Annotated in this window: 14 protein-coding genes; 4 read left to right on the top strand and 10 right to left on the bottom strand. The window is 46.2% G+C overall.

All coding sequences use genetic code 11. The annotated features are described in order from the left end of the window. Positions 1-22: 22 nt before the first annotated feature. The 6 genes from carA to KO533_RS17345 form a co-directional block, all read right to left on the bottom strand. Entirely contained in the window at positions 23-1,183 is a 1,161-nt protein-coding gene (gene carA / locus KO533_RS17320) for a glutamine-hydrolyzing carbamoyl-phosphate synthase small subunit (protein WP_219255322.1), read from the bottom strand. Between the two features lie 168 nt (positions 1,184-1,351). Further along, positions 1,352-2,164 carry a 4-hydroxy-tetrahydrodipicolinate reductase gene (dapB, locus tag KO533_RS17325; RefSeq protein WP_219255324.1) on the bottom strand — a complete coding sequence of 271 codons (813 nt, stop codon included), beginning with the start codon at positions 2,162-2,164 and terminating at the stop codon, positions 1,352-1,354. 71 nt (positions 2,165-2,235) lie between these two features. Next, the gene (locus KO533_RS17330; RefSeq protein ID WP_006083907.1) at positions 2,236-2,853 is read right to left on the bottom strand and encodes an FKBP-type peptidyl-prolyl cis-trans isomerase; all 618 of its coding nucleotides are present in this window, start codon (positions 2,851-2,853) and stop codon (positions 2,236-2,238) included. 219 nt (positions 2,854-3,072) lie between these two features. After that, positions 3,073-3,882: a M48 family metallopeptidase gene (locus KO533_RS17335; protein WP_219255326.1), complete on the bottom strand. Its 810-nt coding sequence runs from the start codon at positions 3,880-3,882 to the stop codon at positions 3,073-3,075. 149 nt (positions 3,883-4,031) lie between these two features. Next, positions 4,032-4,616: a GNAT family protein gene (locus tag KO533_RS17340; protein ID WP_219255328.1), complete on the bottom strand. Its 585-nt coding sequence runs from the start codon at positions 4,614-4,616 to the stop codon at positions 4,032-4,034. A gap of 137 nt (positions 4,617-4,753) precedes the next feature. After that, positions 4,754-6,085, bottom strand: a complete 1,332-nt coding sequence (locus KO533_RS17345; RefSeq protein WP_219255330.1) for a DEAD/DEAH box helicase — start codon at positions 6,083-6,085, stop codon at positions 4,754-4,756. 576 nt (positions 6,086-6,661) lie between these two features. Between KO533_RS17345 and KO533_RS17350 the strand changes: the two genes are divergently transcribed. Further along, a complete protein-coding gene (locus KO533_RS17350; protein WP_028759454.1) occupies positions 6,662-6,940 on the top strand; it encodes a hypothetical protein in 279 nt (92 codons plus the stop codon). Between the two features lie 390 nt (positions 6,941-7,330). On the opposite strand, the gene KO533_RS17355 is transcribed toward KO533_RS17350, so the two are convergent. The 3 genes from KO533_RS17355 to dnaK all read right to left on the bottom strand — a co-directional run bounded on the left by KO533_RS17355 (position 7,331) and on the right by dnaK (position 12,054). Then, on the bottom strand, positions 7,331-8,350 hold the full coding sequence (locus tag KO533_RS17355) for a hypothetical protein (protein ID WP_219255332.1): 1,020 nt from the start codon (positions 8,348-8,350) through the stop codon (positions 7,331-7,333). A 537-nt stretch (positions 8,351-8,887) separates the two neighbouring features. Then, positions 8,888-10,024 (bottom strand): molecular chaperone DnaJ, encoded by a 1,137-nt coding sequence (gene dnaJ, locus KO533_RS17360; RefSeq protein ID WP_113941183.1) that lies wholly within the window; start codon positions 10,022-10,024, stop codon positions 8,888-8,890. A gap of 110 nt (positions 10,025-10,134) precedes the next feature. Next, positions 10,135-12,054, bottom strand: a complete 1,920-nt coding sequence (gene dnaK / locus KO533_RS17365; RefSeq protein ID WP_105251655.1) for a molecular chaperone DnaK — start codon at positions 12,052-12,054, stop codon at positions 10,135-10,137. A gap of 288 nt (positions 12,055-12,342) precedes the next feature. Between dnaK and KO533_RS17370 the strand changes: the two genes are divergently transcribed. From KO533_RS17370 to KO533_RS17380, 3 genes are all read left to right on the top strand, one after another. Then, the gene (locus KO533_RS17370) at positions 12,343-13,263 is read left to right on the top strand and encodes a DMT family transporter (RefSeq protein WP_219255333.1); all 921 of its coding nucleotides are present in this window, start codon (positions 12,343-12,345) and stop codon (positions 13,261-13,263) included. Positions 13,264-13,382: 119 nt separating this feature from the next. Further along, positions 13,383-13,859 (top strand): Cys-tRNA(Pro) deacylase, encoded by a 477-nt coding sequence (ybaK, locus tag KO533_RS17375; protein WP_028759489.1) that lies wholly within the window; start codon positions 13,383-13,385, stop codon positions 13,857-13,859. Positions 13,860-14,088: 229 nt separating this feature from the next. Continuing rightward, complete coding sequence (locus KO533_RS17380; RefSeq protein ID WP_105251653.1) at positions 14,089-14,397, top strand: hypothetical protein; 309 nt, start codon at positions 14,089-14,091, stop codon at positions 14,395-14,397. Between the two features lie 104 nt (positions 14,398-14,501). On the opposite strand, the gene KO533_RS17385 is transcribed toward KO533_RS17380, so the two are convergent. Further along, positions 14,502-15,779 carry a glutamate-5-semialdehyde dehydrogenase gene (locus tag KO533_RS17385; RefSeq protein WP_219255335.1) on the bottom strand — a complete coding sequence of 426 codons (1,278 nt, stop codon included), beginning with the start codon at positions 15,777-15,779 and terminating at the stop codon, positions 14,502-14,504. Positions 15,780-15,790 lie beyond the last annotated feature (11 nt).

Raw genomic sequence — 15,790 nt, forward strand, 5'->3', positions numbered from 1 at the left:
CTCTCTTCTCCTAGCTAGCGTACTACTTGGCGTTCTGACGGTATATGTCGATTAGCTCGATAAAGTGATCGAACAACGGGGCGGCATCGTTCGGGCCTGGGCTCGCTTCAGGGTGACCTTGGAAGCTGAACGCGGGCTTGTCCGTGAGATGGATACCTTGGAGTGAACCATCAAACAGCGACTTATGCGTCACCTTAATGTTGGCAGGTAAGGTCGTTTCATCGGCAGCAAAACCGTGGTTTTGGCTGGTGATCATCACGTTACCTTTCTCGATATTGCTCACTGGGTGGTTTGCACCGTGGTGACCAAACTTCATCTTCAAGGTTTTTGCACCTGAGGCCAGCGCGAGTAGCTGATGACCTAAACAAATACCGAAAATCGGCGTGTCGGTTTTCAGAATGTGTTGAATCGCTTCAATCGCGTAATCGCATGGCTCTGGATCGCCAGGGCCGTTCGAAAGGAACACACCATCGGGATTCATCGCTAACACTTCGGCAGCTGAAGTTTTAGCTGGCACTACGGTAACGTCACAACCGCGGTCCACTAACATACGCAGAATGTTTTGCTTAACGCCGTAGTCGTAGGCTACTACTTTGTATTTAAGCTCATTTGCTGGCGTATCTTCTGGTAAGCCGCCCACTAAACGCCAGCTACCTTTACGCCATGGATAGGCAGTTTTAGTCGTGACTTCTTTAGCGAGATCCATGCCTTTTAAACCGGGGAAAGCTTTGGCAGCGGCGAGCGCTTTTGCTTCGTCTAAGCCTGCACCTGCCATAATACAACCGGCTTGAGCACCTTTTTCACGGAGAATACGAGTTAACTTGCGGGTATCGATATCTGCTATGCCAACGACATTGTTCGCTTTGAGATAATCACTTAAGCTTTGTTGATTACGGAAACTACTTGCGATGAGCGGAAGATCACGAATGATAAGACCACAAGCGTGAACCCCATCGGATTCAATATCTTCATCATTGGTACCAGTGTTGCCTATGTGTGGGTAGGTTAATGTTACAATCTGGCGTGAGTAGGATGGATCAGTTAAAATTTCTTGGTATCCTGTCATGGAAGTGTTAAAAACAACTTCACCAACAGAGAGACCATCGGCACCAATTGCTGTGCCAGAGAATACAGTTCCATCTTCGAGTACGAGTAAGGCAGACTTTGTCAACGCGACCTCCATAAAGAGCCAAGCCACTGAAATATAATGTTTTTATGTTATGTTAAGATACCAATTTCCGCTAATTTACGAAATTTTGACAAATTCCAGCGAGTTTACAGTAAAAACGCGAAACCGTCCACCCACTGGTAACTGGGTGCAAAAAAAAACGCCATATCGGCGTTTTTAATATTAATGCAAACCTAAAACCTGCTGCATATCATACAAGCCCGGCTTTTGCTCCACGAGCCAGTGAGCGGCACGCATAGCACCATTAGCAAAGGTCATACGACTCGAAGCTTTATGGGTTATCTCTAAACGCTCACCGATATCGGCAAACATGGCCGTATGTTCACCAACTAAATCACCGGCACGAATGGTCGCAAAACCGATAGTTTCACGTTCACGTTCACCCGTGATCCCTTCGCGGCCATATACGGCACATTTCTCAAGATCGCGACCTAAAGTCTTAGCAATCACTTCACCCATTTTCAGGGCTGTGCCCGACGGCGCATCTTTTTTGTGTCTGTGGTGGCCTTCGATAATTTCGATATCCGTGTAATCACCCATGACTTCGGCAGCCAGTTCGAGTAATTTCCACATCAAATTGACACCCACAGACATATTCGGCGCCATCACGACCGGCGTTTGCTCGGCAAAGGCATTGATCTGTTCTTTTTGAGCATGATTGAAACCCGTTGTGCCAATCACCATGGCTTTCTTATGGCGAACACACCAATCTAAATGGACAATACTGGCGTCTGGCGCGGTGAAATCGATCAGCACATCAAAATCATCGGTCGCATAATCGAGAGAATCCATGATCATGACGTTTAATTTACCCACACCAGCTAACTCACCCGCATCCACACCCACTAAACTTGAGCCTGCACGCTCAATGGCGGCACCCAGTAAAATATGGTCGTGATTGTAGGCCGCTTCAATAAGAGTGCGTCCCATACGACCACCGGCACCGACGATTGCCACTCTCACTTGTCCACTCATTTCAATCTCCTCAATCTTTTTTTGTATTCCATAAGAAAACGCCTAAGACAGGCTTAGGCGTTTTTTCAATATTAGATGATATCTAATAATTCAACTTCGAATACCAAAGTTGAATAAGGAGGAATCGATGCCCCCGCGCCGCGCTCACCGTAAGCTAAGTGATGTGGCACAAATAATTTCAACTTAGTGCCTACTGGCATCAGTTGCAGTGCTTCAGTCCAGCCAGCGATAACGCCAGAAACTGGGAACTCAGCAGGTTGGCCACGAACTACAGAGCTGTCGAACACATCACCATTGATGAAAGAACCATGGTAGTGAGTACGAACAGTATCTTCGTAAGTTGGAGTAGCACCGTCACCTTGGACTAATACTTCGAACTGCAGACCAGAGTCAGTCACAGTCACGCCATCACGCTTAGCATTTTCAGCTAAGAAAGCATCGCCTTCAGCAGACGCAGCAGCAGCAGCTTGCTCTTGAGCAGCTTGAATACGACCGCTAATTTCAGTGAAAGCAACTTGCAGATCTTGCATAGACACAGCACTTTCTAAACCGGCAAACGCATCGGCTAAACCCGCTTGAACGGCTGGAATATCCACACCATCAAAAGAATTGGCGGCCAGTTGCTCACCCATTTGACGGCCTACACCGTAGCTTGCTTGCTGTTCAACAGTACTGAATTTATCAGACATAATTAACGACTCTCAATTATCAGTGGAATTTTGCGCGCCAGTTTACCATAGTTCAGCGAGCTATGCTGATAAACTGACTGCTTATTTAACTAAGGAGGCTTTTTTACACACTTATTGCGTATTTATCCAAAAGCATAAATAGGTTGAAGACACATATCTCTGCGCAAACGACAGCGAACACTCACCAAACGGGCACTTAGATCTTAAATAGACTTCAGCTTATTTCGGCGCCACACATTGATTCTTCACCTGCGCTTTAGCACTGGCATAAAGTGGCTGCATCTGTGCCTGCAATTGTTGTAGCTGAGCGATACGATTACTGTTCGATGGATGGGTCGATAATAATTCCGGCCCTTGGCTACCACCCACCTTCGACATATTCTGCCATAACTCAACACTCTGAGCCGGATTGAAACCCGCTCGAGCCATTAACTCTACGCCCATGATATCGGCTTCGCTCTCTTGGGCGCGGCCAAAGGGCAGAATGACCCCCACCTGAGCACCGAGTCCCAATGCCGACATATATAAGTCGCGATTCGACACACCACTCGCCCCTAGCGCCGCATCGGCAATCTGCATTCCAACGCCCGTTAACTGTCCACGGGAAACCTGCTCGTTACCATGTTGCGCCAACACATGCGCGACTTCGTGACCGAGCACAGTAGCAAGCTGATCAGGTCCCTTAGCGACCTTAAGCAATCCGGTATAAACCCCAATATGCCCACCCGGCAGAGCAAAAGCGTTAACTTGTTCAGAGTCAAACAAAACCACATCCCAGCGCTGGGTTTGGTCCGGCAGCACTGCGGTAATACGATTAGCGACACAATTGACGTATTGCGTCAGCTTTTTATCACTACTCACCTTTTGCTGTTTTTTCATTTCCTCGAAGGAGGAATCACCCATCTGCTGCATTTGCGCCGCTGAATACAACAAGGTCTGCCCTCGCCCCGTTGGCGATTGCGTGGTCGCACAGGCCGATAATCCGAGCGCGACCGCCATCCCCACTAAGCCTAAACACATTGATTTCATGTGGCACTCCTTAAATCCCATGACGGGCGTGAAGATCTTTGAGCCAACACGGGCTCAACTAATGGAAAGATTTTACTGAGATAGACAAGATAAGCCAAATAGAGAAACACTGGCGGCGCGCGTTAGCGATACTTTGCACCTAAAAGGAATTAATACTCCTCCTTTAACAAGGCATAGACGAACTCATCGCCCCACGCGCCTTTAAAGAAGATGTTTTTCACATAATGGGCCTCGCGCCTAAAGCGGAGTTTTTCGAGTAAGCGACAGCAGGCAAGATTTTGTGCATCGGTGATGGCAATAACTCTATGCTTATGCAATTCAATAAAGAGGTAATCCAGCAATGCGCTGACGGCCTCAAAAGCAACATGTTTACCTTGATGCTCAGGCGCAATCGTAAAGCCAATTTCCACCTGCAGCTCATCAATAAAGTGCAGCGCCAGATCGCCAACTAATTGGGTCGGTGTTGCTCCCGATGCGACAGTGACAATTGCAAGCTGAAACCAAGTATCAACCGCACCAAATTGTGCATAATCCATCTTCTCGAACAACGCGAGTGCATCGCTATAGCTGTAATCCGTCCAGCTTTGATATTTAGCGACCTTAGGGGCGGCTCGATAGGCGGTAAAAGCCTCAAGATCCGCTCGCTGGAATGGCCTAAGTACAAAGTGCTCGGTCGTTAAACCGTTATTCACCACTTTATGAAGTGCTTTGCTTAACGCCAATGTCGATCCCATGACTTAGCTCCTTAATGTAAATAAGTCACTAAGTTACACCCAGAGCGAAAGTGATAACAGCGGCCAATGCGCTTTATTCTGTTATCTGTTTAGTGATTGTGGCACGCCAAGCTTGAACGCTATGAATAGCTTTAAACTCAGCGCTTACCTTTAAACTCTTTAGCGCTGTGCTTATTGATGCTACGGCGATTCGCCTGCTTATCCCGAGGTGGTCGCTTACGCTCAACCTTGCTATCTGCGGTGCCATCACTGGTATTTTCACTCGGCTTATCCGTTACCGGAAAGTCAGCCAATAATGCCAGCGGTAACTCCCGCGCGGTTAAACTACGGATCGCCGTTAAGGTCGCCATTTCACCGTGGCACACGAGGGAAATCGCCAGCCCTTTTTCGCCAGCGCGCGCGGTGCGGCCAATGCGGTGCACGTACACAGGCGCACTCATGGGCAAATCCAAATTGATGACGACAGGCAAGGCATCAACATGAATGCCGCGCGCCATCAAATCTGTCGCCACTAATACTTGGATACGATTGGCTTTAAAGTCGGCCAAGGTTTGGCTGCGAACGGTTTGCTCTTTTTCACCGTGCAGCGCGGCAACTTTCATCCCCGCTTTAGCGAGCCGTTTAGCGACGGCATCGGCATCATCGCGGGCGCTGATAAACACCAACACCTGCGGCCATTGATACTGTTTTAACAGAGCAATCAATGCCTGTGCTTTGCTGCCCTTGTTGACTAAATAGAGCTGCTCTTCGATTTCACCAGCCACTGAATTCACCTTGTGAGCTTCGACCCGTAGCGGCTGATTCACCAGCAGCTTGCCCGCCAATGTATCCAAAGCCTCGGGCAGCGTGGCAGAAAACAACGAGGTTTGCTTAAGCTTAGGCATAAACGCCATCAGCTTTTGCACATCGGGCCAAAACCCCATTTCCAGCAGGCGGTCAGCCTCATCCAGCACAAGATGTTTTATCGAATCGAGGCTGACGTGGGCCTGTTTGCATAAATCCAGTAAACGCCCAGGGGTTGCCACTAATACCTGCGGCTTGGCTGCAAGTTCGGCTAATTGGTCTTCCAAGGGGACCCCGCCACACAGAAGCTGAATGTTCAACGAAGTCGATAACTGACTCGCCACTGTTTGCAGCGCCTCAGTCACTTGCAGCGCTAATTCCCGTGTAGGCACCAGCACTAACGCCAGTGCATTTTGAGGCCGTACAGACTTAGCGCCCTGCAACTGTGTTTGCTGTTGCAACAAAATTTGTTGTAGGAGTGGCAAACCAAAGGCTAAGGTTTTCCCGCTACCGGTTTGTGCTAAGGCTAACAAATCCCGTCCTGCAAGAATGGCCGGAATCGTGAGTTGCTGCACCTTTGTCGGATGTTTAAGACTTGCAGGCAAAGCCTTAAGTAACGCCGAATTTAAGCCAAGCTCAGCAAAAGTTAACGACTCAGGGGAAGAAGAAAGCTCAGGAAAGGACATCACAGCACCGGATCAAAACATGGGAGCGAAAGTTTACTGAGAGTTGCCTTTGAATACCAATGTTGTTTCGGCTTTTACGCAAGCCTTGGTACTGTTTGCAACGGTACGGTTTGCAACAATACTGCTACGGCATTTGCGTTACGCCGCTAAGAAAGCCTAAGTTTTAAACTTCGTTTGAATTTCTAAACCGAATATCAAATCAAAATCGACATCAAAGTCGTGAGGCTTCACCCCCTGATGTTAAATCAAGAGTCGACCAAAAGAGGGCTCAACTGTAATCCCCTCTTGGATCTCCCTTGCCGACAAGGTCCATGTCTAACGGCCAATTCGCAGAAATAGATGTATTCCGGTCGTTTCGGTGTTCGTGGTGTATCTTAAAAGAGACTCCAGCCGCATCTTTCTTATGTGCGCAAAGTTAACGCAGGTGATGGGATGGTAGATTTTAATCCCACAGCTTTCGTGAGCGCTTATGGTAGAATCCCGCCCAATCAGCTTTATGAATGTGCAACACAACTCATTTGTTTAACTGAACGTAGTGGAACACTACCGTGATTAACTAAATGAGGAGAACAGATTATGAGTAAGTTAAATGCCGAAGAACGTAAAGCCCGCGATAACGCCCGTTTTTCACAACGTGTCGATGAACGCCGCACAAAAGGCGAAGACGTGGTCGCCTACGTACTGGGCAACAAGCTCGCGTTTAAGTTTCTGACTAAACCAGAGAGACACGAATTTAAACAAAGAGAAGCCGCACTTGAAGAAGAAGCCAAGCTTAAAAAGCAGCAAGCGTTTCAGCTTAAAACCGAGCAAGAGTTAGAGAAAGTAGAAGCCGCATTTACTGTTCCAGAAGAGTAACCTCTCAAAAGAGCCATTGATTATAATTGATGGCTCACGCATACCCCATTTCCAAACTTCGTTTGGATTTTTAAATCAAAATCAACGTCGTGGGGCTTCACCCCACACCCGACCAAGGAGGACTGCTCGTCCTATCCTCCTTGGATGCTCCATGACGCCCCTAGCGAAGTTACATGCATTGATTACTGGCCTTAGTCTTATGGATAAATTGCTATCGCTTCCGAAGGCAACGTCCATGTACCTACGAAAGCTAGCTCGCCATCCATGGCGAGACTCACGCAATTTATTCCAACGCCCCGCGGCAACTTCGCAGGGAAGGTGAACTCCTGAATTTGCAGTATTAATTGTTAGTCTCAAAAGAAATCTGCCGGTCCCATCTTTTATTGTTCACTACTCCGATGTTTTCTTTACACGAAAAACCATTTCTAACGGATTTGGCACATATAAATCTCTATCTTTTAGTTCTATGTTTGTTGATTTAAAATCTGCTGAAAAAACATGCTGAAACTCACTCATAAGCTTTTTGTTTTTATAAATTTCAGTTCTTAGAAGAAACCTATTAAATTCTTGAAGAAAAGCTTCCTTCTTGAGATCACCATTAATTGTCGCATACCCCATTAAAGTGGCCCCTAATAAGCGAGAAACACTAATATCTTTAGCCTTATCTCCTTGTGAGACTCTTTTTGTTAGTAGAGAAAGGTATACAACATCCTCTAACTCACCATTAGATATTAAACTTAAATACTGCTCAACCATATCATTAAATAGTTTATCTTCCTGAATTTCACTTCCGATTTCACTCAACTCTGACTTTAACTCTGAATTATTCTCTAACAACTGCTGCTTAATGGTTTCTAGTTCAACTATTTTTGAATTTGAATGTTCTACAACAGATTTTAATCTCTCAAGTTCAAATGTCATTTCATGATTTGAATCTTGATAACTTTGCATACAGTTCTTAACCGTATCATAATCGGTACTAAAACTTCTTTCCCTTTCTTTCTCTATATAAATTTTATCAACCCGAGTCTGCTCATTAACTTTACTTTTTGACTCTTCAAGATTTAAGTAGTCAAGATTTTTAATTTTCCGTTCATGAACTAAGCTATCCAACCACTTCTGGTATTTTTCATTAGCATATAAAGGCAAGAACAATATAATTACAAAAACAATAATTTGAATAAAAAAATCAAAATTACTAACACTTGATTTAATCCAAATTATTTTATTTTCAGGAGTGTTATCAGAAGCAATTAAATAATAATATATTTCCCAATGTACAATTAAAGATGAAATAAATAGCGCACCCCAAAATGGGGTTTTCATCCTTTCTTTTTGGAAGCTAAGCAAATCTTTAAAAAAATCCTGCATATTTTTAATTTTGGTATGAAAACAGTAGTTCAACAGCATTATCCAAACTATTAGTGATGTCAATGAAGAAAGATCGGACAGGCATAACTTTTATGCCTGAACAATTGACCAATCACATCAGAGTCTAAGGAATACACCTGCCCCTCGGAGTTGCCGCAGGGCGAATAGACAAATTGCGTGAGTCTTGCCATGGATGGCAAGCTAGCTTTCGCAGGTGCAGGGACGCATCCTTCGAAAGCGATAGCAAATTTGGCTATGAGCACAAGGAGCTTTCAACTCCGTTGGGGACGCCGGGGGATATCCAAAAGGGGAACAGGCGTTTTTCCCCTTTTGGTCGGGTGTGGGGTGAAGCCCCACGACTTTGATTTTCTTTAAAAAAGAGAAACCTAAAGCTAGGTTTAAGTCACAAACAATCTCGGCTATAAAGCCAAATAGCAAAGCAGAACGATCAAACTAACATCTAGCCTTTTAAGTGGTTTTAGCATAAAACAACCATAAAAAAGCCCCGCAAGTGCTAAACACTGCGAGGCTTTATTCATCTAGCGCGCTACTAATATCATTAGCAGCGAAACCAAGTTAGCTATTCAGATCTTGAAAGAACTTTTTCACGCCATCGAAAAAGCCCTCAGCCTTTGGGCTGTGTTTTTTCGACTCACCTGTTAAGGTGGCTTCAAATTCGCGTAACAGTTCTTTTTGACGATCGTTTAAGTTAACTGGGGTTTCCATAACCACTTTGCAGAGCAAGTCGCCTACCGCATGGCTGCGAACCGACTTGACGCCTTTGCCACGTAAACGGAACATACGGCCCGTTTGCGTTTCGGCTGGGATCTTCAGGCTGACTTTACCATCCAGTGTTGGCACTTCAATCTCACCGCCTAGGGCCGCTTTACTGAAGGATATCGGCACTTCGCAGTAAAGGTTGTTGCCATCACGGACGAAAATCGCATGCTCACGCACGCTGACCTGAACGTATAAATCCCCTGGAGGCGCGCCAAATTCACCCGCTTCGCCTTCACCCGCTAAACGAATACGGTCGCCCGTATCGACGCCAGCTGGGATTTTAACCGATAAGGTTTTGCTCTTTTCAACACGGCCATCGCCATGACACTTAGTGCAAGGATCTTTGATGATCTTGCCGCGGCCATGACAGGTTGGACAAGGCTGTTGCACCGCAAAGAAACCTTGGCGCATTTGGACTTGGCCTTGGCCATGACAGGTGCCACAAGTGGTTGCAGAGGTGCCTTTTTTAGCGCCGCTGCCTTCACATAGATCGCAAGTCGCCAGTGTTGGGATACGCAGTTCTTTGGTTAAGCCTTTAACGGCTTCTTCCAGTGATAACTCTAGGTTGTAACGTAAATCTGAGCCGCGGGCCGCTTGGCGTTGACCGCCACCACGACGTCCACCGCCGAAAATATCGCCAAAGACATCACCGAAAATATCACCGAAATCGCCTTGACCACCACCGTAACCACCGCCACCGCGATTAGGATCCACACCCGCATGACCAAATTGGTCATAGGCCGCTTTTTTGTCGGCGTCGGTTAGGATCTCGTAGGCTTCTTTAATTTCTTTAAAGTTAGCTTCTGCGGTTTTGTCGCCTGGGTTGCGATCTGGGTGAAATTTCATGGCCAGACGTTTGTAGGCCTTTTTAATTTCACGTTCGCTGGTGTCACGACTGACACCTAATACTTCGTAATAATCTCGCTTTGACATAATCTCATGCTTCTCAGCTGGTGTTGAACAAACGGGCGTTAGGGTTGCCCCGTAACGCCCGCCTAGAAATTAACGCTTTGAAATCAATCTATTTGATTGAAAACAAGTCATTATTTCTTGTCGTCTTTCACTTCTTCGAATTCAGCATCGACAACGTCATCGGCAGCAGCGTTAGCCTGTTTGCCCGCGTCGGCATTGTCGCCGCCTTGAGCTTGAGACTTAGCTTGAGCGATTTCCATCAGCTTAGCAGATGCTTCGATCAAGTTTTGAGTTGCCTTTTCAATGGCTTCTTTGTCATTGCCTTTGCTGGCAGTGTCAACAGCGGCCATAGCAGCTTGGATTTTCTCTTTATCTTCGCTTGGCAATGCATCACCCGCTTCTTCCACTTGTTTCTTAGTCGCGTGGACTAAGCCGTCAGCTTGGTTGCGTGCTTGTACTAACTCTTCAAACTTCTTGTCTTCATCTGCGTGAGCTTCGGCATCACGTACCATTTGCGCCACTTCTTCTTCGCTTAAGCCAGAAGAGGCTTTGATGGTGATGTTTTGTTTCTTGCCGGTTTTCTTGTCTGTCGCAGACACATGCAGAATACCGTCGGCATCGATGTCGAACATCACTTCAATTTGTGGCTGGCCACGTGGAGCTGGCTCAATACCATCTAAGTTGAACTGACCTAATGACTTGTTCGCGCTCGCTTGCTTACGCTCACCTTGCAGTACGTGAATCGTCACTGCGTTTTGGTTGTCATCGGCTGTTGAGAACACTTGCTGCGCCTTAGTAGGAATAGTGGTGTTCTTTTCAATCAACTTAGTCATCACGCTGCCCATGGTTTCGATACCCAGAGACAGTGGTGTTACGTCTAACAGTAATACGTCTTTCACGTCGCCTGACAGTACGCCCGCTTGAATTGCAGCACCTACGGCTACCGCTTCGTCTGGGTTCACGTCTTTACGAGGTTCTTTGCCGAAGAAGTTTGTCACTGCTTCTTGAACCTTAGGCATACGTGTTTGACCACCCACTAGAATCACTTCGTTGATGTCTGTTACAGATAAATCTGCATCAGCCAGGGCAACTTTTAGTGGCTCTAATGTACGGATAATCAAGTCTTCAACCAGTGATTCCAATTTAGCACGAGTGATTTTAATCACTAAATGCTTAGGACCTGTTGCGTCTGCCGTGATGTATGGCAGGTTCACTTCAGTGTGGTTGGTGCTTGAAAGTTCAATTTTCGCTTTTTCTGCTGCTTCTTTCAGACGTTGCATTGCTAATGGATCTTTACGCAGATCTAAGCCTTGCTCTTTCTTGAATTCGTCAGCTAAGTAGTTGATCAAACGGTTGTCAAAGTCTTCACCACCTAAGTGGGTGTCACCGTTGGTTGCCAACACTTCAAATGTTTGGTCGCCATCGTTGCTGTCGATTTCGATGATAGAGATATCGAATGTACCACCACCTAAATCGTATACAGCAACAATGTTGTCGCCTTGTTTCTTATCGATACCGTAGGCTAATGCTGCTGCCGTTGGTTCGTTGATAATACGTTTAACATCAAGACCTGCGATACGACCCGCATCTTTAGTCGCTTGACGTTGTGAATCGTTAAAGTAAGCAGGAACAGTAATAACCGCTTCTGTTACTTCTTCACCTAAAAAGTCTTCTGCGGTTTTCTTCATCTTTTTCAAGATTTCTGCAGAAACTTGTGGTGGAGCCATCTTGTTGCCACGCGATTCAACCCATGCATCACCGTTGTCGGCTGCAATGATTTTGAATGGCATGATGTTCACGTCACGTTGGACTTCGTCATCTTTAAAGCGACGACCAATCAAACGCTTAATCGCGAAGAATGTGTTAGTCGGGTTAGTCACAGCTTGACGTTTTGCTGGCGAACCGACAATGGTTTCATCATCTGTATAAGCGATGATTGACGGGGTTGTGCGATCGCCTTCAGCGTTTTCTAACACACGTGCTTTGCCACCATCGAGGACAGCTACACAAGAGTTTGTTGTGCCTAAGTCGATACCAATAATTTTACCCATGAGGTCCTCCGAAAAATTTCATTCAATCTAAATTTGTTTAGTTGGTTTTGATATGGGGCTAGACGGTTTAAATATCAAGTCCATCGTTGGCCACCTTCTCTGCCTTGATACCTATATTGGGACAGGGAATTTAATTACAAGGGCGAACAAAAAAATTTTCTGATTTATCTTTCTCGCATCTACAGCGGGATAAAATATCCAATCACATAAAATAGTCTTGCTTATCAACCAAAGCTGTTATTCAATCTGCCCACATTTGGCGGATGTTTATCCATGTAAGGTAGCAGAGTGAAGTCTTCGAATTTAGCGTACGTGTATGGCATGGCGGCGGTCTTTCTCTGGTCTACAGTGGCCACGGCCTTTAAGATTGCCTTGAGTTACTACACGCCACTGCAACTGGTGTTTGTTGCCGTACTCACTTCGATTATTGCCCTTGTCGGTATCCTTGCTTGGCAAAAAAAGCTTTCCTTACTCAAGCAACAGTTTTTACGCCGCCCCATGTTTTATCTGGTGACTGGACTCATCAATCCCTTCCTCTACTATGTCGTGCTATTTAAAGCGTATTCCTTACTGCCAGCGCAGCAAGCGTTGTCACTTAATTACACTTGGGCGGTATTACTGCCGTTACTGGCCGCGCCTTTGTTAAAGCAACATTTACGTAAGAGCGACATTGCTGCCGCGCTGATTGCCTATACTGGGGTGTTTATCATTGCCACCGGCGGCGATATCAGCGGCTTTAGTTTTGATAGCCCGCTCGGTATCGGATTGGCGCTGACCAGCACCCTACTCTGGTGCCTATATTGGATCGTGAACACCAAAGATCAAGGCGATCCCGTGGTGAGTTTATTATTGAGTTTTCTTATCGGCTTACCTTTTATTGCCGTCACCTTATTGCTGACAGATACCCTGCCCAGTTTTAGTCTTAAGGCGATATTTGCAGGTATGTATGTGGGCTTATTTGAGATGGGCATTACCTTCGTGCTCTGGTTAATGGCGCTGAAAACCGCCACTCGCACCGCGAACATCAGCACTATGGTGTTTTTATCCCCTGTGATGTCGATTGGTTTTATCGCGTGGATTTTGCAAGAAACGATTGCGATGGCAACCTATCTCGGCCTAGCCTTTATTTTATCGGGGATGATGTTGCAGCAACTTCTGCCCCGTTATTTAGAGCGTAAAAACAAGATAAGCACAAAGCTAGCGGAATAATCGTTGAGTAACAGCCTTAAATAATGTTAGCTCACGGCAATGAGCCAATTAAAAGAGCTGGCTAACATTTTAAGCCAAGATTAAACGCTAATATCCCCCGTTTTGTGAAGGAGTATAAAATGACCCCGGCCGTCCGATTGGCTAAAAAAGCCAAAATCGCGTTTGATATCTTAGAGTACAGCCACGATCCACACTGCGCCGCCTACGGCGAAGAAGCCGCTAACACCTTAGGGCTCGAACCCGCACAAGTGTTTAAAACCCTTTTAGTTGCCATCGACAAAGCCCATGCGCCGATTGCCGTTGCGCTCGTGCCCGTCGATCATCAGCTTAATCTAAAAGCCGTAGCTAAATGCTTAAGACAAAAGAAACTACAAATGGCCGATGCCGACCTAGCACAAAAATCCTCAGGCTATCTGGTCGGCGGTATTAGTCCCTTAGCGCAAAAGAAACAATTACCAACCTTGATTGATGCCAGCGCTCAAGGCTTCGACAGGATTTATGTGAGCGCCGGCAGACGCGGTTTAGAGATAAGCTTAGCGGCAACAGACTTAGCCCTGCTTTGCAAAGGCGAATTTGCCGATATCAAGACACTTTAAGCTAGATGCTTTAAGCTATCTCGACCACATTTAAGCACAAGTCATTCGACGTTAAATAAGCAATTCACTCCACTTTAAGTTGTACGCGCTCATATTAAATAAATGGTGAACAAGGCTCAAACGGCAACAAACTGGCCAGCGTACTGAGTCTAAAGTGGAAAGCGTTTGATAAAGCCGAGATATCCGTCTATAAATTGTACTGAGGTACAAATCGACTAAGGATAGTCAGATGGAAAAATCAACCCAATGGAATCCAGAAAATAGCATCAGCCCTATCAGTTGGTGCGCCATGCTACTCTGCATCGCCTTATTTATTTATGAGCATTTCTGGGGAAACAGTTTTACCACTATGGTAGTCATGCTCTATTGCAGTTTTATGCTGCCTTCGGTTTTACTCACTCGCAGAGTACAAGAAAAGTACTTTATTTATACCTTGGAATACATCAAGGCCTTTCGTAAATTCACTGTCGTTATGTCGACGATATTTTTCTGTATCTGGTTACTTGCTACTTATACCCCGCTCACCATAAGCAGCTAAACTCGTTAGTCAAACACATTGATGTCGCTATTCAGTTGGATACCGCAAACAAAAAAGCCGTCAACGCAGTAAGTTAACGGCTTTGGGTTTATCGGTATTTACCGCTAAACACGACTGGTGTAATCACCCCAAGCTAACCACTTATATGTGGTTAATGCCTCAAGCCCCATTGGACCACGGGCGTGCAGTTTTTGCGTGCTCACAGCCACTTCAGCGCCAAGACCAAACTGACCGCCATCGGTAAAACGAGTACTGGCATTCACATACACGGCGGCTGAGTTCACTTCATTCATAAAGTGTGCCGCTGCATGAATATCATCGGTCAAAATGGCTTCCGAATGGCCGCTAGAATACTGGCGAATATGGCTAACAGCGGCATCGATATCGCCCACGACTTTGATACCTAAGGTTAATGACAGCCATTCAATACCAAAATCCTCAGACTTAGCAAGCGTCACATCGAACCCTAAACCATCCAGCAGACTAAAACTTGTATCACAAACTGAAAAGCGCACGCCTAGACGATGCAGATACTCGGCAATTTGCGGTACAAAGCTGCTCGCCACGCGCTCATCCACCAGCAAGGTATCAAGAGCATTGCACACCGTTGGACGCTGCACTTTGGCATTAGCGATTACGCCTAAGGCACGCTCAAGGTCGGCATTTTTATCGACATACAAGTGGCAAATACCAATGCCGCCTAAAATCACTGGAATCGTCGCTTGCTCGGCACATAAGCGCTGCAATGCTTGACCGCCGCGCGGCACTATCATGTCGACATATTGATCGAGCTTTAGTAAACCTGTCACTAGGGCTCTGTCTGAAGAATCAATAAATTGCACCGCATCTATGGGTAAACCTTGGGCGACAATCGCGCCGCGGATCACTTCGCTGATAAGCTTATTCGATTCAAGGGTTTCTTTACCGCCACGAAGGATCACCGCATTACCCGTTTTAAGGGCAAGTACCGCGATATCGACAGTCACATTCGGGCGCGCCTCGTAGATAACCCCAATCACGCCCAGCGGTACACGGCGACGAGTCAGCCTTAAACCGTTATCTAATAACTTGCTGCCAAACTCTTCGCCCACGGGATCAGCAAGGCGGATCACATCGCTGATATCACCGATAATCCCCGCTAAACGTGCATCATCGAGCAACAATCTGTCGATCATCGCCTCAGTTAATCCATCGTTCTTAGCGGCGGCAACATCTTTAGCATTAGCCGCTAAAATGGCGGCGGAGTTTGCCGTTAGCGCATCGGCAATAGCTTCGAGTAAGTCAGCCTTTTGGCTCGCCGTTAAGTTGGCTAAAGCATAACTGGCCTGTTTGGCATTTTGGCCAAGTTGCTGTAAATACTGATCTTGATTCATTTGACTCAAAATAGACCTCG

The sequence above is a fragment of the Shewanella sp. NKUCC05_KAH genome, from assembly GCF_019345585.1.
In the GTDB taxonomy this organism is placed as follows: Bacteria; Pseudomonadota; Gammaproteobacteria; order Enterobacterales; family Shewanellaceae; genus Shewanella; species Shewanella oncorhynchi.